This is a genomic window from Methylorubrum podarium, assembly GCF_040270385.1.
GTDB classification, from domain to species: Bacteria; Pseudomonadota; Alphaproteobacteria; order Rhizobiales; family Beijerinckiaceae; genus Methylobacterium; species Methylobacterium podarium.
Genome location: NZ_JBELQE010000090.1, coordinates 46,559 through 71,063 on the forward strand (window position 1 = coordinate 46,559; position 24,505 = coordinate 71,063).

The 24,505-nt window shown below is 71.2% G+C and carries 1 protein-coding gene; it reads left to right on the top strand.

Translation table 11 applies throughout. The features are described 5' to 3' along the window. Nucleotides 1-98: 98 nt before the first annotated feature. A partial coding sequence (locus tag ABS772_RS17670) for an LEPR-XLL domain-containing protein (RefSeq protein ID WP_350396104.1) occupies nt 99-24,505 on the top strand: 24,407 nt, incomplete at its 3' end.

Below are 24,505 nucleotides of genomic sequence, written 5' to 3' on the forward strand. Positions count from 1 at the left end.
TGCTTGTGCCGATCCCGGCCACCGTTGCGTGGGCCGGGAAATGCTGTCTGTCGCGCGCTTGCCGAGGGCGGGTGCGTTCCGTTTTGGAGAGAGCGGCCATGGCTTTTCCGTTCAAGTCGGAAGGCTTCTGGGGTCCCCTGTTCCGCCGCCGCGACCGCGCCCGGACGGCGGTGGAGACGCCGCGCGCGCCGCGGCCGTCCAAGCGCCAGCTCGTGCTGCGTCTCAAGGCGAAGGCCGACCGCCTCTTCAATCGTGACCGGCTGATCTTCGATCCGCTCGAGCCCCGCGTCCTCCTCGACGCCAGCGCGGCCTACCAGATCAACGTCCCGCTCGACCAGCAGACGGCGGAGCACAAGGTGCTCGTCGAGCTGATCGAGATGAACCAGGCCGCGACGACGGACGCCGCCAAGGTTCAGCAGGTACAGGTCTTCGCCTACAGCTCCAGCGGCGGGAAGGGAGCCCAGCTCCACACCTTCGGCGACATCTCCGCGAGCAACAGCAACTTCACGATCGAGGGAACGAGCCAGAAGGATCGCATCGTCGTCGACGTCGCCTCGTTCGAGCGGCTGACCGGCAGCACGAAGCCGATCCTGTCGTTCTCCGACCCCGCGAACGATGGCGGCTCGACCGACAGCGGCGACACGATCGAACTTCTCAACCGGGCCAAGAGCGGCGACACGCTCGGCGCGACCTTCACGCTCGACAGCCGCAACACCGGCAAGATCACGGCCGGCAATTTCGAAGGCAATTTCGCGGGCATCGGCAACCTCGTCGGCGCCGCGGGGGCCGACGACACGCTGATCGCGGGTTCGGCGGGCGGCATCCTCGACGGCGCCTTCGGCGGCGGCAAACACGGCCTTCAGATCGATTTCTCGGCCGTGTCGTCGAGCATCGACGCCACGCTGAAGCGGTCGGACTCGGATCCGGGCCGCTACCTCCTGCAGCGGTCGAGCCAAGCGAACGGCGCGGCCGCGACCTTCGCGGCGGTCGCCTTCACCGTGCCGTCGACGAATCTAGGCGTCCTGCTCGGCATCGGCAGCGACACGCTGCGCTTCGAGACCCTGCCGCCGGGCCCGTCCTTCACCGTCTCGGGCGGAGCGGGCGCCGACACCATCGTCTTCGACACCGCGCTGCAGGTGGCGACCGGCAACATCGACCTGACCTTCGACGGCGGGGACGGCGACGACACGATCAACCTGAACAAGAACCTCGAAGCCGTCGCCGGGAGCCTCGCGGTCACGTTCCGCGGCGGCGCGGGCGACAACAGTCTCACCGTCGGCGATGCGGCTCAGATCCGGGCGAGGGACGGGGTCGTCTTCACGGCCGGGGCGACGGTGGCACCCGTCCTGACCACCACCGGCAGCGCCTCGGAGGTCACCAGCACCGCCAAGATGGGCGTCGTCGTCAACCAGAACGCGGTGATCGGCGGCGCTTCGGTGGCGATCCAGGTCACGGGCTCGACCACGATCGCCAACGGCGACACGAATGCCGGTGCGGCCAAGCTGTCGGTCGACGCGACCACCGCCGCGACGATCAGCCTGGCGGGCCGGATCGAGACCGCGGGCGAAGCCGCGCTCACCACGAGCGTCGTCAATTCCGCGACCCTAACCTCGACGCGCGCCTCGCAGCTGCGAGAGGTCTCGGTCAAGCAGAAGAACGCCTCGACGGTCACCGTCGGCGCCCAGGGCGCCGTGAACGGCGGAACCGTGAAGCTTGCCGCCGACACGCAGGCGAACGTCGTCATCAAGGCGATCGGCCTCGTCCTGCCGGGCGCCGAGACCATCACCGATGCGGCCAAGCTGACCGCGGAGACGATGTCCGCGATCCTGAAGGGCGAGGCCGATCTCGGCGCCGTCCTCAGCGCGACGAGCAACGGACAGACCGATTCGGTCGCCGAACTCGCCGCGAAGGGCTTCATCAAGAAGGCGAAGACGTCGATCGAGAACGAGACGCGCGTCTCGGTCGCGGCCACCGGGCAGGTCCGGCAGAGCGGCGTCGGAACAGTGGCCGGCAGCGATGCCGCCGTCCTGATGGCGGCGACCGACGAGACCAACGTGCGGACGCGGCTCGTCGCCACGGACGGGGTGAAGGTGCCGGCAATCGGCCGCACCCTCGATCTGCCGGGCATGCTCAACCCCTTCGCCCTGAGCGCCGAGCAGACCGTCAAGCGGGTCACCGCGGTCGATCTCGGGCTGGCCGCGGACGCGACCCTGCCCGCGACGGCGCCGGACGCCGCCGCCGCGAAGATCGTCGACGCGGCGGGAGCGGTGGCGCTCCAGGCCGGCAATTCAGGCGTGATCACCACCCGCATCCGCGCGGCGACCGAGGCGCCCGATCCGAACAATGCCACCAAGCAGATCGCCGGCGATGGCGGCGACGGCCTCGACGGCGAGCCGGATGACGGCTCGCTGCCCGCGCCGATCAAGACCGGCTACGCGGACACCACGGTGGACGACACCGTGCGCGTGGTCGTGCGCGGCGTCTCCCTCGCCGCCGCCTCGCTGCGGGCCGCCGCCGGCAACGACACGTCGGTCGAGTCGCGGGCGATCCAGGCGCAGAACGCCCTGAAGGGCAGCACGACCGCGACCGCCGCGGCCTCGCGCCTGCTGGCCCGCACGGGCGCGGTGTCGGTCACCGCGATCGACACCGCCACGGTCTCGGCCATCGCCGAGCCGGTGGACACGGACACGCTGCGGGACACCACCACCGCGGGCATGACCCCGGAGCAGTTGGCGGCCCAGGCGGCCCAGGAGAAGAAGGAGCGCGAGTTCCTCGGCCTCGGCCGCGGCTCGGCCATCAACCTCGCCGAGCGCGACGTGACGGCTGCGCTGACCGCCAGCGAGACGAGTGCGGCCGCCGACGTCACGCTCATCGCCCAGAACGCCCTCGAGCTGACGGCCGAGGCCCAGGCCACGGGCGTCGCCAGCATCCTCGGCGCGGCGGGCACCATCGCCGTCAACATCGTGCTGGGCAGCACCGGGGCGACGGTCAGCGGCGGCAGCGTGAAGGCCATGACCGGCGACGTCGTCGTCAGCGCCGCCGACATCTCGACCGTCGATGCCCGCGCCCGGACCACCGTCGATTCCGCCTCGCGCGACGGGCAGCTCGTCGTCACGGTTCCGGCGATCGGCGCCGCCGCGGCCTTCAACATCGTCGGCTACAAGCTCGACGGGATGGGCTCGTCGAGCATCATCCCGAAGATCCTCAGCGCCTCGGTCGATACCATCCTCGGCACGGGCCTGCTGACCGCCACGGCGACGCAGACGATCCGCGCGCGGATCGAGGGCGCGAAGGTCGAGGCGGGCGGGCGCGTCCAGGTCACCGCGGCGAGCGCGGGCACGGTCAACGCCACCGTCAGCAACACCATCGCCAACAAGACGCCGGAGCAGACGCTCGCCGACGACATCAAGGCCGACGTGAAGCGGCGGGTGCTCAACAACGTCAAGAAGCCCTCGGCCGCCACGCAGAACAACGTCGCCACCGCCGGGACCGCCAGCATCGGCGGCATCATCTCGACCAACCGGATCGCCCGAGCGGCCTCGGCCGAGATCGTGGCGCTGACGACGCCGGGCGGCACCACCGCGGCCGACGTGACCGGCACCGGCGCGCTCGACGTGTTCGCGTCGGACCGGGCGACGATCAACGCCAACGTGAAGCTCGTCGCCTCCAGCCAGGCCGCGAGCGACGGCGGCCTCGACCCGAACCTCAAGCGCACCGCCTTCGATTTCAAGGCGAGCAAGAGCGGGGAGGTCGAGCTCAAGCTCGGCAAGCGCGTCGTCCTCGACTTCCCCGGCGCGCTGAACTCGGCCCCGCGCCTGGAGCGGGTGAAGGGCGCGCTGCCCGTCCCCGCCAAGGACGCGATCGCCGGCCGGCTGCCGGCTCCGTCGCCGACGATGCAGAGCATCGCGCCGGGCGTCTTGGTGCTCGTCAGCCCCGGTCACCCAGCCGGGAAGGGCGAGCCCAACACCTACTACTTCTACAAGCCGAACACCGCCTCGGCACCGATGGACCTCGCCGGCGCCGATTTCACCGATACGACGACGTGGCAGAAGATCGGGGAGAAGGGCGCCGTCTACGCCTGGATGGGGACCGACGGGTTCAAGACGACCCTCAAGGACCAGCCCTACGGCGAGCGCGACTACTGGCGCCGCGTCGGCGACGGCGAGACCCAGCCGAGCAAGACCACGGGCTCCGGCGCGACCTCGGCGGGCGGCATCGTCTCGCGCAACGATATCCGCGGCGGCGCGACGGCGATCATTGCCGGCAACGCGAAGGTCAAGGCCGGCAGCGTCGCCGTCTCCGCCGAGCGCAGCGCGGTGATCACGGCGAAGGCCGACGCCACCGTCGAGGCGGTCGCCACCATCCGCGAGCAGCAGGGCCGCACGGCGGACGACAAGCCGGGTACCGGCACGCCGAGCCCGGTCCCGGGCCGGACCTCGATCTTCGATCGCAGCGGCACCGGCACCAACGGCACGCAGACCTCCGCCTCGAACGCCCTGGCGGTCAACGCGGTGATCGCCACCAACGCCATCCTCTCGGCGGCGACGGCCCGCATCGCCGATTCCACCGTCGAGACGACGGGGACGGACGGCGCGGTCTCGGTCAGCGCCAAGACCGGCGGCTCGATCACCTCCAAGGTCGATGCGCAGGTCACCGCGCTGTCGAGCGGTCCTGCCAATACCGGCGACGGCTCCGCCGCGACGGGCGGCACGACGACGGGGACGGCGGAGCCTCCGACCACCTCGGCCCGGGCGGCCGGCATCCAGCTCGCCTTCAACGCGATCGGCTTCGAGCTCGGGAATCTCGGCTTCGCGACGCTCGACGCGCTCGTCGGCACCAATCTCGGCAGCCCGGCGACGCAGCAGGCGGTGGCCGAGATCGCGAATTCGACGGTGACGGCCACGGGCACGGTCAGCGCGACGGCCGTGTCCGGCGGCGAGATCGACGCGACGCTCGGCAACAAGGTGACGGCCTCCGCCCGCGCGGCCAGCGCCGATGCGCTGGCCGTCTCCGGCATCGTCGCCATGAACCGGGTGAGCGGCGCCGCGCGCGCCGCGATCGACGCGCCGCTGAAGACCGTCTCCGGCACCGACGTGACGGTCACGGCGACCGACTCCGTCAAGATCGCCAGCACCACCACGGTCGGCGCCTCGGCCAAGGCCGTGAGCACCGGCTCCGTCAGCGGCGTCGACAAGTCCGCCGACGCGCTGCTGAACGAGTACACGTACACGACCAAGTCCGGCCCGCGGAAGCTCGCCTTCGGCGACAAGATCCGCCTCAGCGACACCTGGAGCGGCAAGGGCGAGAAGGGCGCCGTGTACCAGTACATGGGCCAGGACTTCACGGGGAACGTCGATCTCGGCTTGCTCACCGGGTCGCCCGGCTCGGACGGGAAGTTCCCGCCGGTCGATTCCCGGCTCGATTTCAGCGATTTCGCCCTCTGGAAGAAGCTCGACGCCACCAACGTGGTGCCCGGCGGAACCAGCGGCTCGCAGCCGCGGGTCGGCAAGGTCTCGTCGACCGGATTCGGGGGGATCTTCTCCCGCAACGACGTCTCGGGCCGGGCCGAAGCGTCGATCGTCGCGGCGTCTCTCGCCGCCCGCGGCGACGTGACGGTCGCCGCCAAGTCGACGGGCTCCATCAAGGCGACCGACACCAGCGTCATCAGCGGCGGGACGGCCGTCAACGGCGTGCTCGTCTCCAACACCGTGCTCAACGGCGCCACCGCCTTCATCAAGGACACGCTGCTCGACGGCGGCGGCCTCGACGGCGCGGGCCAGCGCACCGGCACCGGCGGCGCCGTCACGGTCACGGCCACCAACACCTCCGACATCGACGCCAGCGCCAAGGGCAAGACCGCCGGGGAGGCCGGCACGGCGCTCGGCTTCACCCTCGCCTTCAACACGGTGGGCTTCGCCCAGCAGAACCCGCTCTTCAACGCCGTCGACACGATCGTCGGCGATCCGCTGATCGCCACCGCGACCGGGGCCGAGAAATCCGCCGGGGCGACGGCCTTCATCACCGGCAGCCGGCCGATCAAGGCCGGGCGCGACGTCACGGTCGCCGCCGACAGCAGCGCGCAGATCAAGGCGATGGCCGGCAGCGAGGTGTCGCAGGCCGACACGGCCTCCACCGTCTACAAGGCCGAGACCGGGGCGCAGGGCATCTCGGCCGGCGCCGTGCTCGCCTCCAACAAGGTCAGCGCCCGGGCCGTGGCCTATATCGGCGCCGAGGAGGAGACCGCGCAGCCCTCCGGCCAGCCGGCGAGCGTGACCTCGACCGGCGGCAGCGTCGTCGTCACGGCGGCGAACCGCTCCGGCATCGACGCGTCGAGCACGACCATCTCGTCCTCGGCGGTGTCGGGCAGCGTCGCCGAACTGGCCAAGAAGGCCGTCGCGACCGCGCAGAACATCTACGACTACACGACGAAGTCGGGCGAGCGGACGCTGAAGACCGGCGACCGCGTTCGTCTGGGCAACGATTACACCGGGGCTGCCGGTCCGAAGGGCGAAGACCCGGCGGTGAAGGGGCAGGTCTACATCTATATCGGCGCGTCGGCGAAGCTGGATCTCGGCGCCGGCACGACGAACTTCGCCGATTCGACGAAGTGGTTCGCCGTCTCCGAAGGCGCGACGGTCACGACCAAGCCCGCGACGGCGGCATCGACCCCGTCGACGGACACGACCACGGAGTCGAAGTCGGTCACCTCGACGGACGGAAAGACCACGACCACCGTCACCCGGCTCAAGGCGCGCTACACCACCAACGACTTCAATCCGTCCCTGCGCACCGGCGAGACGGTGCTGTTCAAGACGAACAACAAGGGCGCGAAGGGCACGGTCGGGACGATCTACATCTATCGCGGGCCCGACAACACCGAGGTCAATCTCCAGACGGAGGATTACACCAGCGACAACTGGATCCCGGCGGCGGCCAAGGCCGTGATGCCGGCGATCGACAAGGTGTCCGACGTCACCACGCCGGCCAAGACGACGAACGGCACCGTCACCCCGCCCTCGACGGCCCGGACCCCGGCCTCGTCCTCCAAGTCGATCGGCGGTCTGATCGTCTTCAACGAGGTGAATGGCGGCGCCACCGCCCGCGTCACCGATGCCACGGTGAAGGCCGGGGCCGACCTCACGGTCTCGGCCAAGGACGCGGCCAACATCGCCGCCACCCTCATCACCACGGTGACCGCCTCCGGTGGCGCCTCGTTCGCTTCGAAGCCGCCGGCGGGGACGACCGCCGGGACCGCTCCGGGCGACGGCAGCGTGATCGCCGCCAACGGCCTCGCCGCGACCAACGTCGTGCGCGGCGGCGCCGCGGCCTCCGTGCTGCGTTCGACGGTCGAGGCGACGCGGGGCGACCTCGCGGTGAAGGCCGAGAATACGGCGGGGATCGACGCGCGCCTGCGCGCCTCCTCGGCGACGTCGGGCGGCGGCCAGGGCGGTGTTTCGGCCGCCGTCACCCTCGCCTTCAACTCGGTGGGCTACGAGACCCAGAACCTGCTGTTCAACACCGTCGACGCGCTGATCGGCTCGCCGACGATCTCGGACGCCTTCGGCAACGAGACCGGCTCGGGCGCGACCGCGACCATCGTCCAGTCCGGGGCCACGGCCGGCGGCGACATCACCGTCGCGGCGGTGTCGAGCACCAAGATCAACGCGACCATCAGCAACGCCGCCACCTCCTCTACCGATTCGATGAAGGGCTCGGGCGGCACCGGCTTCGGCGTGGTGCTCGCCTCGAACAAGGTGAGCGGGCGCGCGACCGCGACCATCGACAACACCGCCGACACGAGCAGGACCGTCGCCGCGGGCGACGCGGTCACCGTCTCGGCGACGGATTCCAATACCATTGCCTCCAACGCGCAGCTCGTGACGAGCTCCACCGTCGTGAAGACCGACGGCGGCACGCTGACCAATCAGGCCAAGCTCAACAAGTTCCTGCCCTCCGACTTCTCGACGAACCCGAACGAGGTGCAGTCGGCGACGATCCAGTCGAACCTGATCAAGAATCGCGCCGACCTGCTTCCGGCCGAGATCAACAAGCTCGAAGCCGAGATGTGGGCCGAGGTCGCGCGGATCAAGCAGGCGATCCTCGACGCGCAGGCGGAGCCGCAACGGTTCGCCCAGCTGTTCGACAACGCCCAGCTCACGCTCAAGAGCCGCCCGGCGGCGAGCGACTATCTCAAGAGCGTCTACACCACGCTGGCCGACGCGATGAAGGCCGCGATCGACCTCGTGCCGGCCAACAACCGCACCGATCTCAAGAAGAATCTCACGGATGCCGAACGGGCGCTGCGCCAGGAGACGCTGGGCAACGTCCTCGACAACTCGGTCGCCGACGCGGCGCGCGACACCGCCTACAAGTACGCGGCGGAGGCCGCGCTCCTCGGCCTGATCGACGATGCCGCCCTGCGGGCGAGCCCGATCGAGGCCAGGCAGACCGTCGGCGACATGATCGGCCGCCAGGTCACCATCCTGCGCGCCAATCGCGAGGCCGTGGCCCAGATCGAGGCACTGCGGAACACGCTCAACACCTATCTCGCCCCGTTCGGTCTCAGCACCGACATGATCGCCACCCTCGATCTGACCGCGTTCGGTCAGGTCAAGAAGACCGCGAACCTTCAGGACGTGACCTTCGGCGCACGGGTGCGCATCGCCGACGACTACGCCGCCGGCGCCAACAAGGCGCCCTACAAGACGACCGACGGCAAGGAGATCTCGGTCAAGACCGGCGACACCGTCTGGGACAACGGCAACAATTCGATCCCCGGCGGCGCGGTCTACAAGTATGTCGGCGAGGCGACCCTGCTGAAGCAGCAGCCGAGCGCGATCAGGTTCGACACCCAGACCAACGGCAAGCCCGACTGGGTCAAGATCTCCTCCAAGCCGAGCGTCTACGCCGCGAACGAAATTTACATCTACATGGGCGAGGCGGCGAAGATCGACCTCGCCGCGCAGGATTACAGCGACAAGACGCTGTGGAAGCGCGCCCTCGACTCGAACTTCATCCCCGACGGCTTCGTCATTCCCGGCACGACGACGACGCCGACCCAGCCAGCGCCCGCTTCCACCGATCCGACGACGCCCCTGCCGGTCGGCGATCCCTCGAAGAACAATCCCCAGCCCACCGCCACGCCGCAGAACGCGGCCGCCCTCGCCATCGGCGGGCTCGTGGTGGTCAACAGCGTCCATGGCGCCGCCGCCGCGTCGATCACCAAGGCAGCGGTGACCACGGGAACGGGCGCCGTCACGGTGGCGGCGCAGGAGACGGCCACGATCACCGCGACCGCCGACAGCGCGGCGACGGTGAAGTCCGCCGATTCCTACAAGAAGACGGCGCCGGCCAGCACCGGCACCGGGACGACGCCGCCCGCGACGGGCACGCCGGGCGCGGGAACGCAGACGCAGACGAAGAGCCTCGCGCTCGGCGGCATCATCGCCACCAACAGCGTGCTCGGCGCGGCCGACGCCAAGATCGTCGACAGCACGGTCACGACGGGGGCCGGCGGCGTGTCCGTCACCGCCTCGAACACCGCGACGATCGACGCCACCAACAAGACCACCGCCACCAGCGACGTCGCCGCGGTGGCGCTCACGCTCGCCTTCAACACCGTCGGCTGGAAGGACCAGAACGTCCTGTTCCGCGCCGCGGACACGATCACCGGGCAGCCGCTGATCGCCGAAGCCTTCCACAACGACGACACGCCTTCCGGCGCCAGCGCGCAGATCCTGCGCACCGCCGTGACGACGGCCGCGACCGGCGCGGTCACCGTCGCCGCGACCGCCGATGCCGGCATCAACGCCGTCGTCAGCAACAAGTCGAGCGCCTCCGGCAACGTCCTCAAGGATGCCAGCGCCTACGCCCTCGGCTTCGTGCTCACCGGCAACATGGTGAACACCCGCGCGCTCGCGACGATCGACAACACCGGCTCGGGCAAGTCCGTCGAGGCCGGCGGCGCGCTGACCATCCAGGCGGACAGCGCCGGCTCGATCACCTCGGCGAACAGGCTCTCCGCCCTCGCGAGCCTGACGAAGCCGAGCGTTCTCCAGGACTTCGCCGAGAAGATCCTCGCGAATTACGACTACACCAAAAAGTCGGGCGAGAAGAACCTCAAGTTCGGCGATCTCGTCTACAACAAGGAAAACGGCGACGATAAGGTCTACGTCTATATCGGCGCGAGCCAGCCGGTTCAGCTCAAGGATGCCGACTTCACCGATGCGACGAAGTGGCGGCTCAACAATGCCCGCGAGTTCATCAAGTTCCTGCCGCCGGGCGTCCTGAACCTCGCCGACAGCAAGGATGCCAGCCCGTCCAGCACCAAGCCGGCGGAGGGATCGACCTCCGCCTCGGACACCGCGGCGGCGAAGCCCTACGCCGTCGCCGTCAGCGGCATCCTCGTCTCGAACGACGTGCGCTCGACCGCCGAGGCGACCCTCAGGAACACCAGCGTGAGCCGGGCGGGCGACGTCACCGTCGCCGCGACGCAGACCGGCACGATCGAGGCGTCGGTCACGAGCAAGGTCGAGTCCAAGCTGAAGCCCGGCACCAAGCCGGGGACGAAGGGGGCCGTCGCCGTCGGCGCGGTGATCGCGGCCAACGTCGTCACCGGGTCGAGCACGGCGACCGTCATCGGCTCGAAGCTCGGCGATGCCGGGGCCGGCCGGACCGTGGGCAACGTCACGGTCGAGGCCGCGGATGCCGGCACGATCACCGCGACGGTCAGCAGCATCGTCGAATCCTCCGAAACCGCCGTCGGCGTCACCGCGGCCTTCAACAAGATCGGCACGCCGAGCCAGAACGTCCTGTTCGACCTCTCCGACGCGATCGTCGGCACCGATCTCGGCACCACGATCCAGGGCGCCAACGCCTTCGCGGCCACGGCCTCGATCTCCGGCCAGTCGATCAACGCGACCGGTCTGGTCAAGGTCTCCGCGAAGTCGAATGCGACGATCACCTCCGAGATCAAGAACGCCGTCACCACGGTCGGCGCCACCGTGACCAGCGTCGGCGCCGTGGTCGGCCTCAATTTCGCGCGGCTCGCCACCTCGGCGACCCTGTCCGGCATGGACAGCGTCAAGGCGGCCGGCGTCACGGTGAGCGCCCTCAGCACGTCCAAGATCGACGCCGTGGTCACCGCGCCGGTGACGTCGGTGGCCTACCGGATGCAGTCGCCGGATCCGAACGCCCAGGGCTCGTCCGGCGGCGGCCAGACCGGTGGCCAGACCGGCACCCAGACCGGCCACACGGTCTCGGTGGCCCTCAGCATCGCCCGCAACACCATCGTCGAGGAGACGCTGCTCGCCGCCATCGACGAGGTCGGCGAGGTGACCGCAAGCGCGGGCGACGTGCGCGTTCTCGCCACGAGCGGCGCCGCGATCAACGTCAAGGCGACCGCCACGGCGATCGCGGTGCTGCTCAGCACCGAGGACGGCAAGAACATCGGCTTCGCCGGCGGCGGCGCCCTCGGCTTCAACACGATCCTCGGCGGCGCCGAGGCGCGCATCTCCAGCACCAGGACCGCCACGGTCAGCGCGAACGGCAATCGCGCCCCGGATGCCGACGGCACGGGCGGACAGGGCAACATCACCGTCTCGGCCGTCAGCGCCTCCTCGATCGAAGCCTCGGTCCAGGCGGCGGCCGCCGCCGTGGTGATCGGCAAGGGCGAGTCGCAGGCGGTCGCCATCGGCGTCACGCTCGCCTTCAACATGATCGGCTTCTACGGCAGCGGCCTGCCGACCGGGACGAACTTCAAGGAGGGCACCACCCGCTCCTTCGACGTCCGGGCCGGCGTCACGGGCACGCGCCTCACGGCGGGCCGCCGGGTTCTGGTCGAGGCGTCCTCCCAGGCCTCCATCACGGCGAAGACGCTCGCGGCCGCGGTCGCGGTCGGGGCCTCGACCGGCGGAAGCCAGCAGAGCAGCGGCAGCAACGTCGCCGGCACCGGCGGCGGTCTCTACGTCGGCAACAAGATCGTCACGACCACGACCGCGGTGATCGACGGCAGCACCGGCACCAACGATGCGGTGAAGGCGGGAACGGGGGGCATCTCCGTCTCTGCGGCCGATACCTCGACGATTCGAGCGACCTCCGTCGCCCTCGCCGTCTCGGCGAACCTGAGCGGCAAATCCAGCAGCTCGGGCACCCAGCCCAGCGTGGCCATCGGCGCGGCGCTGGCGAACAACGAGATCGGCAGCGACGTCACGGCCCGGATCGTTCAGGTCGCCGATCTGGCCACCCCCGGGGCGGTGACGCTGTCGGCGAGCCGCAGCGCGACGATCTTCGCGCAGACCTTCGCCGCCTCGATCGAGGCCGCGGTGTCCGGTCAGGGCAAGGGCTTCGGCGTCTCCGGCGGCGGCGCTCTCTCCCTCAACACGGTCGGCGGCTCGACCGTCGCCGAGCTGACGGGATCGACGGTCGGAAACGGCACGGACGCCGCCACCAAGGTCGGAAGCCTCGATGTCCTGGCGACCGACACGGCCAGGATCGCGGCGCTGACCGGCGCCCTGGCGATCGCCGCCAACGGGTCGGCGGAAGGAAAGGCCTCGGGCGTCGCCGTCGGCGCGTCGGTCTCCAACAACGTGATCTCGGCCGGCGCGGCCGTGCGCGCCACGATCTCCGGTACGCCCGTCCGTTCGACGGGGGCGGTCCGCGCCGCCGCGACGTCCAGCCAGACGATCGATGCCACCACCATCGCCGTCTCGGTCGGCGTCTCGGCCAGCGGGTCCGACCAGGCCGTGGCGGTGAGCCTGGGCGGTTCGGTCGCCCGCAACGTCATCGACATCGCGACCACGGCGCAGATCCTCGGCGCCGTCGCGATCGAGGCCGGCAGCGTCGCGGTCCGCGCCGACAACAGCTCGGCCGTCTCCGCCAATGTCGGCGCGGCCTCGATCGCCGCCGCCTTCGGCTCGACGACCGCCGTCTCGGTCGCCCTGGCGGCGAGCGTCGCCCTCAACACGATCTCGGGCAATGTCAGCGCCGGCATCACGGACGCCACGGTGACGACGCTCGCGGGCGGCGTCACCGTGGCGGCCACCCGCACGGGGACGATCGGCACCAAGGCCGCGGCGGCGAGCGTCGCCGTGGGCATCGGCGGCGAGAAGGGCATCGGCGTCGCCGGAGCCGGCGTCGCTGCCGTGAACCGGATCAACAGCAGCACCACGGCCGAAGCCGCGAACGCCAAGATCGACGCGCAGGGCGCCGTCGCCGTCTCGGCGAGCAGCACGGCGACGATCACCGCCGACATCCTCAGCGCGGCCGTCTCGGTCGGCGGCGGATCCGACAGCGCCGGCGCCGGCGCCCTGGGCCTGGCCATCGCCTACAACGAGATCGGAGGCTGGACCGCCTACGACGAGGCGAAGCACAGCGTCAGCGAGACGCCGTCCTTGAACGGTCGCGCCAAGGTCTCGGCTGCGCTGACCGACACCACGGTCAAGGCGACCGGTGCGCTGTCCGTGGAGGCGACCAGCGGAAACACCATCACCGCCAACATCGCGGCGATCGCGGCCGGCGTCAGCGCGTCCGGCGACAAGGCTGGCGCCGTCACCATCGGCGGCACCTTCGCGATGAACAGCATCGGTCTGGCGACCCTCGCCACGATCGACGGCGACGGGATCGGCGCCACGCCCGGAATCCAGGCCGCGAGCGCCAAGGTCTCGGCCCAGGACGTCTCGGCCGTCACGGTCCAGGCGCTGTCGGCGAGCCTCGCCCTCGCCGCCGCGGCGAACAACGCGGTGTCGATCTCCGTCGGCGGCAGCATCGCGCTCAACACCATCGCCAACGACGTGTCGGCGAGCGTGAAGGGCGTCGATCGCGGCCTCCAGACCGTCGACGCGATCCTCGTCTCGGCCAAGTCGGCCGGCTCCATCACCGCGCGGGCGGCCTCCGCCGCCATCGCCGTGGCCGGCTCCGGCTCGAATGCCGTGCCGATCAGCGCCGCGGTGACCTACGCCCGCAACGTCATCACGACGAGCACCCGCGCCCAGGCCGGCGAGAGCCGCCTCGTCACCACGGGCGCCAACGGCACCGTGAGCGTCACCGCCGAGGCCTCGGCGACGATCGACGCCGCGATCCTGGCCGCGTCCCTGGCCGCGGGTGTGGGCGGCAGCAACGCCGTCGCCGTCGGCATCGGCGCGGCCATCGCCGAGAACCGCATCGGCCTGTGGTCCAAGTCCGGCAGCGATTCGAACACCAGCTACACCCTGGCCAACAACGGCAGCACCGTCGTCGAGGCGTCGCTGACCCGCGTCGGCGTCGACGCGAAGGGCGCGCTCAGCGTCGAGGCGACGTCGAAGAACCAGATCAAGGCCGCGATCGCCGCCCTGTCGGCCGGCCTCGCCGGGGGCGGCTCGAACGCCGTCGGCGTCAGCGGCGGCGCCACCGCCGTCGTCAACGCCATCGGTGTGACCACCCAGGCCTTCATCGAGGGCAACGGCGTCGCCAACAGCGCCATCGCCAGCAACGCGATCAAGGCCGGTGCCGTCTCGGTGAAGGCCGCCGACACCTCCAGCATCGTCGCCCACGCCCTCACCGCCGCGGTCAGCGCGGCCTTCGGCGGCTCGGCCGGCGTCTCGGTCTCGATCGGCTTCGCCCTCGCGCTCAACACGATCGACGCCGCCACCAAGGCGGGTGTCAGCAACGTCTCCGGCGGCATCGATGCCGGCGCGGGCGCGGTCCTGGTGGATGCCCGCAGCAACGCGACCATCACGGCGACGACCACGGCCGCGGCCGTCAGCATCGGCGGCGGCGGCTCGGCCGGCGTCGCCGTCGCCGGCGGCGGAGCGCTCGCCTTCAACTCCATCCGGCCGGTCACCCGCGCCGCCGTGACGGCGAGCCCGATCAGCCAGAGCGGCAGCATCACCGTCACCGCCGCCGCCAATTCCACCATCTCCGCCCTCGTGGCGGCGGCCTCCCTCGCCGTCGGCGCGGGCGGCTCGGCCGGCGTCGGCGTCGCCATCGGCGTCTCGGTGGCGGCGAACCGGATCGGCGACTGGACCTCGTCCGGCGAGGGTCGCGACCGCGTCGACACGGCGGCGGCCAACCAGACCTCCGTCGTCGAGGCGGTGCTGAGCGGCGGCAGCGCCAAGAGCAGCGGCGCGCTCACCGTCGGCGCCACGTCGGCGCAGTCGATCAGTGCCCAGGTCGCCGCCGCGGCGGCCTCGATCGGCGGCGGCGGTGCCGCCGGCGTCGGCGTCTCGGCCGCCGGCGTCACGGTCTACAACGCGATCGCGGTCGCGACCCGCGCCGTCATCGACGGCGACGGCGCGGCGGGCATCGAGGCCGGCAGCGTCTCGGTGAGCGCGGCGGACACCTCCACGATCGAGGCCTTCGCCGGATCCGCGTCGCTTGCGGGTTCGGGCGGCGGCTCGGCCGGCGTCTCGGTGGCGGTCGGCTTCACGCTGGCGCTCAACAGCATCGCCGGCGATGTCGAGGCGAAGATCGTTAACGCCGACACGCTCCTGCGCACCACCGGTGCCGCGGGCGCGGCGGTGAGCGCCTCGCGCGCGGGCCGGATCTACGCCGCCGCCGCCGCGGCGGCGATCAGCGTCGCGGGCGGCGGCGCGGCCGGCGTCGGCGTCTCGGGCGGCGGCGCCTTCGCGTCGAACCGCATCCTCGGCTCGGTGAACGCCACGGTGGATGCGAGCCGGATCACCACCGCGGGCGGCGGCGGCCTGACCGTGACCGCGACCGGGTCGTCCGAGATCACGGCGATCATCTCGTCGGCGGCCGCCTCCGGCGGTGGCGGCGGCGCGGCCGGCGTCGGCGTCGGCCTCGGCGTCAGCGGCGCCGAGAACCGGATCGGCGAGTGGCTGAGCGAGGGCGCGGATGCGGACCGCAAGGACACGCTGAAGGACAAGGGCGCCGTGGCCGTGCAGGCCTCGGTGAAGAACACGATCCTCGACGTCGCCGGGGCCCTGACGGTCCAGGCGACGGCGAGCCAGAAGATCTCCGCGGCCGTGATCGCGGCCGCGGCCGCGATCCAGGGCGGCGGCGCGGCGGGCGTTTCTGTGACCGCGGCCGGCTCCGTCACCGCCAACGCCATCGGCGTGATCACCTCGGCCACGATCGACGGCGACGGGACCGGCGCGGGCGCCGGGATCAAGGCCGGCAGCGTCACGGTCTCCGCCGCCAACACGGCCGAGATCTCGGCGGTGACCGGGGCCGCCTCGCTCTCCGGCGCGGGCGGCGGCGCGGCTGGCGTCGGCGTGGCGGTCGGCTTCGCGCTGGCGATCAACAACATCGCGGGCGGCGTCCAGGCCTCGATCGCCAACGTCGATGCCGGTCTGACCACCCGCAGCGGCGGCGTCTCAGTCGGTGCCCGCAGCAGCGCGCGCATCCGGGCGGCCTCGGCGGCGGCGGCGGTCTCGATCGGCGGCGGCGGCGCGGCCGGCGTCTCGGTGAGCGGCGGCGGCGCGGGCGCGCTCAACGTCATCACGATGGGGACCAACGCCTTCGTCGCCGACAGCCGTCTGACGGTGCGGGGCGGCAAGTCGGCGGTCACGGCCGACGCCGCCTCCGACATTCAGGCCCTGATCACCGCGGCCGCGGCGGCGGCAGGCGGCGCCGGCGCGGCCGGCGTCGGCGTCTCGGTCGGCATCGGCGGGGCCGAGAACCGGATCGGCGCGTGGTCCATCGCGCGCAACGGCGACAAGCGCGACGTCACCCTCGGGGACAGCGCCCCGGTCCAGGCCTATCTCAGCAATGCGAGCGTCGATTCCGACAACGCGCTCGATGTCACCGCGACCTCGAACCAGACGATCCGGTCGGCCGTCGCGGCGGTCTCCGCCTCGATCCAGGGCGGCGGCGCGGCGGGCGTCAGCGTCGCCGGGGCCGGCGTCGCCTCGACCAACCTCATCGCCGTGGCGACCCGCGCCTTCATCGATGGCGACGGCGCCGCCGGCGTCAGCGCATCGAAGATCGCGCTCTCGGCGAAGGACACGTCCCGCATCACGGCGGTCGTCGGCTCAGCCGGCATCGCCGGCAGCGGCGCCGGCGTCGCCGCCGTCGGCGTGACTGTGTCGCTGTCGCAGGCCACCAACATCGTCGGCAACACCGTCGAGGCGATCATCCGCAACGCGGAGACCGGCGTCACCTCGACCTCCGGCGACCTCTCGGTCGAGGCCGAGAGCGGCGGCTCGATCCAGGCGATCGCGACGGCGGCCTCCGTCAGCGTCGGCGGGGCGGGCATCGCCAACGTGCGGGTCGCCGGCGGCGGCGCCGGGGCAGTCAACATCATCACCACGAACACCCGTGCGGCCATCGAGAAGGCGGCCGGGCAGACGGCCCTCAACCGGGTCACGAGCGGCGCGGGACTGCGCGTCGGCGCGACGAGCAGCCAGGAGATCAAGGCCACGGTGGCCGCGCTCTCCGCGGGCGGCGGCGGCGCGGGCATCGCCAGCGTTCCGGTGGCGATCGGCCTCTCGGGCGCGCAGAACATCATCGGCAAGTGGACGACGGTCAGCGGCGGCCAGCGGCTCGACCAGCCAACCCTCGACACCAACGGCGGCGCCAAGGTCGAGGCGGTCATCGCCGACACGGTGGCGAACGCGCAGGGCGCCGTCGCGGTGACGGCGACCTCGGCCGGGACCATCGACGCGACCGTGGCGGCCGCCTCCGTCGTCGTCACCGGTGCCGCGGTCGCCGTCGGCGTGGCCGGCTCCGGCAGCTATTCGGGCAACGCGATCAGCTTCGCCACCAACGCCGCGATCACCGGGACCGCGACCAGCGTGACCGGCGCCGACGTGACGGTGCTCGCCACCAACCGCTCCGCGATCAGCGTCGATGTCGGCGCGGCCGCCGTCGCCGCCGCCGGCGGCGGTGTCGGCGTCGCCCCCTCGATCAGCGTCGCCACGGCCCTCAATGTCATCAACAACGCCGTCACCGCCGGGATCGACAGCGCCACCGTGACCGGGCGCACCGGCGCGATCCGCGTCTCGGCGCAGGTTCCGGCCGACGATCCCAACACCTCCGCCGTCGAGGGCGCGAGCATCCGCGCCCGCGTCGCCGCGACCGCCGTGGCCCTCTCCGGCGGCGGCGTGGCCGTCTCGGTGGCGGGCGGCGGCGCCGTCGCCACCAACATGATCGGCGGCACCACCCGCGCGCGGGTCAGCGAGGCCCGGCTGAAGGCGGCAGGCGACGTCGCGGTCGCGGCCGCGAACAACAGCCGGATCGAGGCCGAGGTCGCGGCGCTCGCCGCCGGCGCCAGCATCGGCGGCGTCGCGGTCGGCGCCAGCATCGGCACCGGCGTCGCGGTCAACGTCATCGGCAGCGCCATCACGCAGACGATCGACGGCCGGGACAAGACGACCCAATCGGGCGGCCTCGTCATCGAGGCGCTGTCGAAGAACACCACCATCGAGGCCGGCGGCACGCTCGCCGTCACGGCGGATTCCGGGCAGACGATCCAGGCGACGGTTGCGGCGGGCTCCGTCGCGCTCTCCGGGGGGGCGGTCGCGATCAGCGCCGCCGGCGCGGGCGCGGGCGCACACAACCGGATCGGCGCGCTGGTGAGCGCGTCGATCGACGGCGACGGCGCGGGCGACAAGATCACGGCGGGAGACGTCACGGTCGCCGCGCGCGACAGCTCGGTCCTCGCCGTCGAGACCGGCGCGGCCTCGGTCGCGGCCGCCTTCGGCTTCCTCGGCGGCGCCTCCTTCTCCCTCGCCGTCGCGGCGGCGGACAACGTGATCGCCAACAGCGTCACGGCCGCTGTCCGGAATCTCGGCGGATCCGGCGGCCTCACCGCCCGCGGCGCGGTCAGCGTCACCGCGAGCGAGAACGCGAGCCTGACGAGCCGCTCCCGCGCCGCGGCCATGGCCGGCAACGCCGCGGTCTTCGGCGTCGCCGTCGCGGGCGGCGGCGCCGGCACCGGCGACACCGTCACCAGCACGACGAGTGCCGGTATCTACAACAGCAAGGTCACGGCCGCGGGCGACGTCTCCGTCCAGGCGAGCGACACCACCACGGTCGATTCGCAGGTGCTCGGCATCTCCGTGGCCGGCGGCCTGCTGGCCCTGGCGGCGGGCGGCTCCGTCGCCAAGGTCGATGTGAGGCCGTCGGTCGAGGCCAAGCTTTCGGGCAGCACGATCGCGGCCGACGACGTCGTCGTCACCGCGACCGCGACGCCGACCGCCTATGCCAGGGCCACCGGCATCAATGCAGGCACCGCGGCGGTCGGCGCCTCGACCGCGCTCGCCAACGTGGCCGCCACCGTGGCGGCCTCCACCGACACGACCGGCCTCACCGCCAACATGGTGACGGTGCTGGCAAGCCTCGCCCGCGGCGCGAACCCGACCGCCCAGGCCGAGGCGACCGGCGCGGTCGGCGGCCTGATCGGAATCAACTCCACGGTGACCGAGGCGACCAATTCCAGCCAGATCACGGCCAGCTTCGGCACCGGCACCGTGCTCAACGTGGCGCGGGCGGTGTCGCTCGCCGCGTCGAGCACGACGCAGCAGCGGTCGAACGCCAACAGCGCCAGCCTCGGCCTCGTGGCGGCGGGTGCGACGGTCTCGCGGGCGGAATCCGCGACGCAGACCGCGGCCACCGTCACCACCACGGACACGATCCGCGCCGGCTCGTTCTCGCTCACGGCGACCGGGGCCGACGACAACCTCGCGGCGGCCACCGCCGGCTCGGGCGGCCTCGTCTCGGGCGCCGCCGCCGTCACCACCACGACGACGGGCGGCAGCACCGCCGCGACCCTCGGCAGCGGCGCCAAGGTCGACCTGATCACCGGCCGCACGGGAAGCGGCCTGTTCTTCCTGAACGCCGACCACACCGCGACCACCAACGGGCAGATCACCACCAACAGCTACGGGGCGCTGGCCGGCAGCGGCGCCCAGTCCACCAACACCGTCACCCATGCCGCGACCGCCGCGATCGGCGCCGCCGCCTCGATCCTCGCCTACGACATCACCGGCAGCGCGCGGAACGCGGTGCTCAAGCCGCTCCTGTCGAGCCCGAACATCGACGGCAGCACCGGCGGCCTCGCCAGCGGCGCCGGGGCGACGAGCCGGACCGAACTCGGCCTGTCCACGGCGGTGACCGTCGGCACCGGCGCCAAGCTCGAGACCACCCGCTTCACCGGCGCCTACGGCAACGTCACGCTCTCGGCGCTCAACGACGTCAACGTCTCCGACAAGGTCGTCCTGAAGACCGCCGGCGCGCTCTCCGGCGCGGGGGCGACCGCCTCGCTCTCCGGCCGGAACGGCGCCGGCCTCGACGCCACGATCACCCTCGGGGACAACGCGGAGATCCTGACGCTCGGCAATCTCACCGCCAACGCGAACACGCGGGTGACCGCCGCGATCATTGCGAACACCGAGACCTACGGCGGGGCGACCGTCGCCACCGGCGGCACCGACATCACGCTGCGGCCGAACAATGCGGTCACCGTCGGCATGGGCGTCCACGCCAAGGTCTACGGCAACCTGACCCTGGCCACCGGCAAGCAGGCCGACCTGCGCGACGACCGCTACGACCTCTCGGCGCGCACCGACACCTTCGCCGGCAGCGCGATCCCGATCCAGTCGATCAGCGCCAACATCGACCTGAAGCAGGCCAACACCATCACGGTCCGGTCCGGCGCCCTGCTGGAGACCGGCGGCGACGCCGTGTTCAACACCAACTGGTTCGGCATGGCCGGCGCCGACGCCAAGGCGAAGGGCACGAGCTGGACCACGGCGCTCGCCGGCGCCGTCGACAGCCTGCTGGGCGGCAACCCCGAGTCGGTTCAGGCGGGCGACGCCACGACCGCCTCGATCGGCCGCGTCATCATGGACGGCACGGTCCGCACCGGCATCATCAGCGACATCAAGATCGTCCTCGATCAGCTCGGCAACCAAGCCGGTACGCCGATCACCTACCAGGCGAACGGCTACACCTACGTCCTGGGAGAGGCGGCCGGTAAGACCATCCTGACGGGCACGATCTATCTCGGCGGCCAGGCCATCGACGCGAACGGCAACTTCGTCACGGACGGCACGACGCCGAAGACCTTCACCCTGAGCCAGGACACGGGCGGCGCGACCGCTCTCCTGACGGCGCCCCGGCTGCCGATCACCATCGCGATGGGGACCGAGCAGCAGCGCTCGGGCCTGATCGAGGCCCTGCAGGACGCGATGGCCAAGAAGAAGGAGTACACGCGCGACGCGGGCCTGCAGGAATTCTACAACGGCGAGGTCATCCGCATCGCCGGCATCCTGAAGGCGCAGGGGCTCGCCGAGATCTTCTACAACAGCGACGGGAGCATCGCCGGCGTCGGCGCCGTGCTCAAGCAGGTCCAGGTCGTCACGATCGGGGCCTTCACGGCGGGCGCCGGACGCATCGCCGTCTTCGCGGACGACCTCAGCGGCAGCGGCGCCTTCGAGGCCAAGGAAAAGGGCAAGGTCGAGATCGAGAACAACTCGTCCGCGTCGCTGCGGATCGGCGGTATCACGATGCCGGAATCCTCCGGCGGCCTGACCTATAACGGCGTCAAGGTTTCCCTGGCGAGCGAGGCCGAGGCGAAGAAGAAGATCAACGACATCAACGCCCAGAGCGCGGCGGAGGACGGCTACACGCCGGGCAGCGTCGCGTTCTCCCGGATCGCTTCGGGCGGCAGCTTTACGAACGCGCCCGACAGCACCATCACCATCGTCAACAACCTGGGCGTCACCACCGCTCCGAACGGGACCGACATCCCGGCCGGTGCCCTGATCATCGCCGGCGCGATCACCGCGCCGAACGCCATCCTCACGGCGACCAGCAAGGGCGACCTCTTCGTCGATGCCGGCGCCCGCATCATCGTCAAGGAAAACAAGTCCAAGGCCAGCGGCTCCGCCTCGGTCGGCGGACCCGGCTCGATCAGCGACAAGTCGGTCTACGAGGTCGGAGGCACGCCCTACTCCCAGGTGAAGGGCGCCTTCGTCTCCGACGGCTTCGCGCCGTCGAGGGTCGAAGACATCGTCGCCAAGCTCTCGGTGAAGTCCAGCGAGCCGAATCTGCAGGCGAACCAGATTTCGATCAACGCGCAGTACGTGAACATCAACGGCCTGATCCGCAGCGGCGTCTCCGAATACAAGATCACCATCGACCAGGATGCGATCCGTGAGATCGAGGCGGCGCTGGCGAACAAGACCGCGCCGTACATGACGCTCAGCCGCCTGTCGAAGGAGGGGCTGTTCACGGTCCAGCTCGACACGGTCAACGAGCAGCTCATCGTCAAGGAGCTCGTGACCTACGGCGGCTACGTCGAGATCACCGGCAACATCCTCAACACCGGAAACGGCACCGGCCGGATCGAGGCGCTCGCCGGTTACTCCAACATCGTCATCGAGAACGGGTCGAAATACGACGTCGTCCTTGAGAAGCTGGACAACAGCAGCCGCGGCGCCGGCCGCGTGGTGCTGAACGACCTGGCCTATTCCGACGCCAACGTTCGCTACCGCAGGACGTCCTACAGCTCGACGAAGGACGCCGCCGGCAACAACGCGGTCTCGACGCTCGTCCGCACGATCTACAACGACGGCAAGGGCGACCCGACCACGGTCGCCGGGGCCCCCGACCAGACGGTGACGGGCCGCACCGCGACCTACACGCCCAAGGACGGCTGGCGCTACGCCTACGCGGTCGGCCAGACGTCGACCAAGTACGAGAAGACCGTGACGGGAACCTCGTCCTGGCTCGGCATCGACGCGCTGGCGAAGGATCCGGCCAAGATCCAGGGCTTCAAGGAGGTTGCCACCGGCGACGTGACGATGCTCGCGTCGGGGACCTACTACTATCTCGATGTCAGCAACGACGCGGCCTACACCTTCCCCACCATCAACAATCCCAAGGTCACCAACCTCTCCGGATACAGCGCGCCCAGGATCACGGATTCCTGGCAGACCAGCACGTGGTACGGAAAGAAGACGTACTACACGGAGTGGACGCGGGAGCAGCCTCGGGAGACGACGGCGACGGCCAACATCCTCGCCGACCGTCCGATCCAGGTGTCGTTCTACGGCTCCGATACGGGCGACATCCGCATCACCTCGACGGGCGCCGGAAAGGTCCTGATCAAGAACGGCATCGTCAACAGTTCGGGCAAGGTGACGATCGACGCCGTCGGCTCGATCGAGCAGATGAACGACGCGGCCACGATCTCCGCCGCCACCGTCAGCCTCACCTCGCGGGCGGGCAGCATCGGCAAGGGCTCGGCCGTCCTCGGCAATGATGCCTCCGGAACGGGCGTCATCCCGGCGGCCGACGCGCAGGCGCTGCGGATCGACGGCGTCTTCAGCACCGACAAGGACGGCAAGCGGAGCTACACCGCGCCGGTCGTGCTGAGCGCCTCGGCGGCGGGTTCGGTCTACATCCAGAACGTCGGCCTGCCGGCGCTGACCATCGACACCGTCAGCGCGAGCGGCGGCGACGTCACGCTCGTCTCGGCGCCCGGCATCGTCGTGGCGGCCGGCAAGACCGGTTCGATCAGCGGCGGCGTGATCACGCTGGCCGCCAAGTCCGGCGATATCGGCTCCGGCGACGTGACGGGCAGCACGATCCTGAACCTCAAGGGCGGCCAGACGCAGCGCGACCGGGTCGATATCCTGGCCGGCGGCAACGTCTCGATCCGTCAGACCGCGGGCGACCTGCGCCTCAACAGCCTCACCGCCGGCGGCGACGTCGTTGTGCAGGTGTCGAGCGGCAGCCTGCTCAACGTGAACGACGTCGTCGTCCGCGACGAGCGCAAGGCGGCCGACCTGATCAAGGGCGTCTGGAAGGATCTCGCCCTCACCGGAAGCGCGGCCGAGGAGAAGTTCAAGGCGACGCTGAGCGCCTTCGAGAGCACCCGCGAGCGCGAATACAACGCCTACTGGTCCTACCGGAACCAGCAGGCGAACCCCGCCGTCTACGACGCCGGCTTCGAGGTGAAACTCAGCAGCCAGTCCGGCGAGTTGCAGTATTACCAGTCCCTCTACCGGGACGAGGCGACGCGCAAGGGGCTCACCGGCAGCGCCGTGACCGACTATGTCGGCAAGGCCGTGGCGGCGATCGAGCAGAGCCGCACGGCGCAGTATCGGGCGCTGCACACGCAGTACGGCCGCTTCGGCGACGTCTACCACGCCGATCTCGCCGGCGATTACGCGACCTACTGGGCCATCCGCGGGACGCAGGCGAACGGCAGCGCCTTCGATGCGGGCTACACGGTCACGGCGACGGCCGAGGTCCTGGCCAAGATCCAGGCGGCGACGCGCGCGGCGCCGATCTCCGGCGATCCGCTGGTGGCCCGCGTCACCGCGCAGATCGCGCAGATCGAAAGTGCGCGCGGCAACGTGCGCCTGAGCGAGGCCGAGATCCGGGCGCTCTACACGACGGCGCTCGACGCCGAGGCGCGGGGCGCGACGCTGGCGGCGGATGCGTTCGAGGCGCTCTCGAACTACGACACCGCCTACGCCCGCTACGAGGTGCTGAAGGCGAGCCGCGTCAACGGCGCGATGACGCTGACGACCGCCGAGCGCGACGCGCTCCGCAC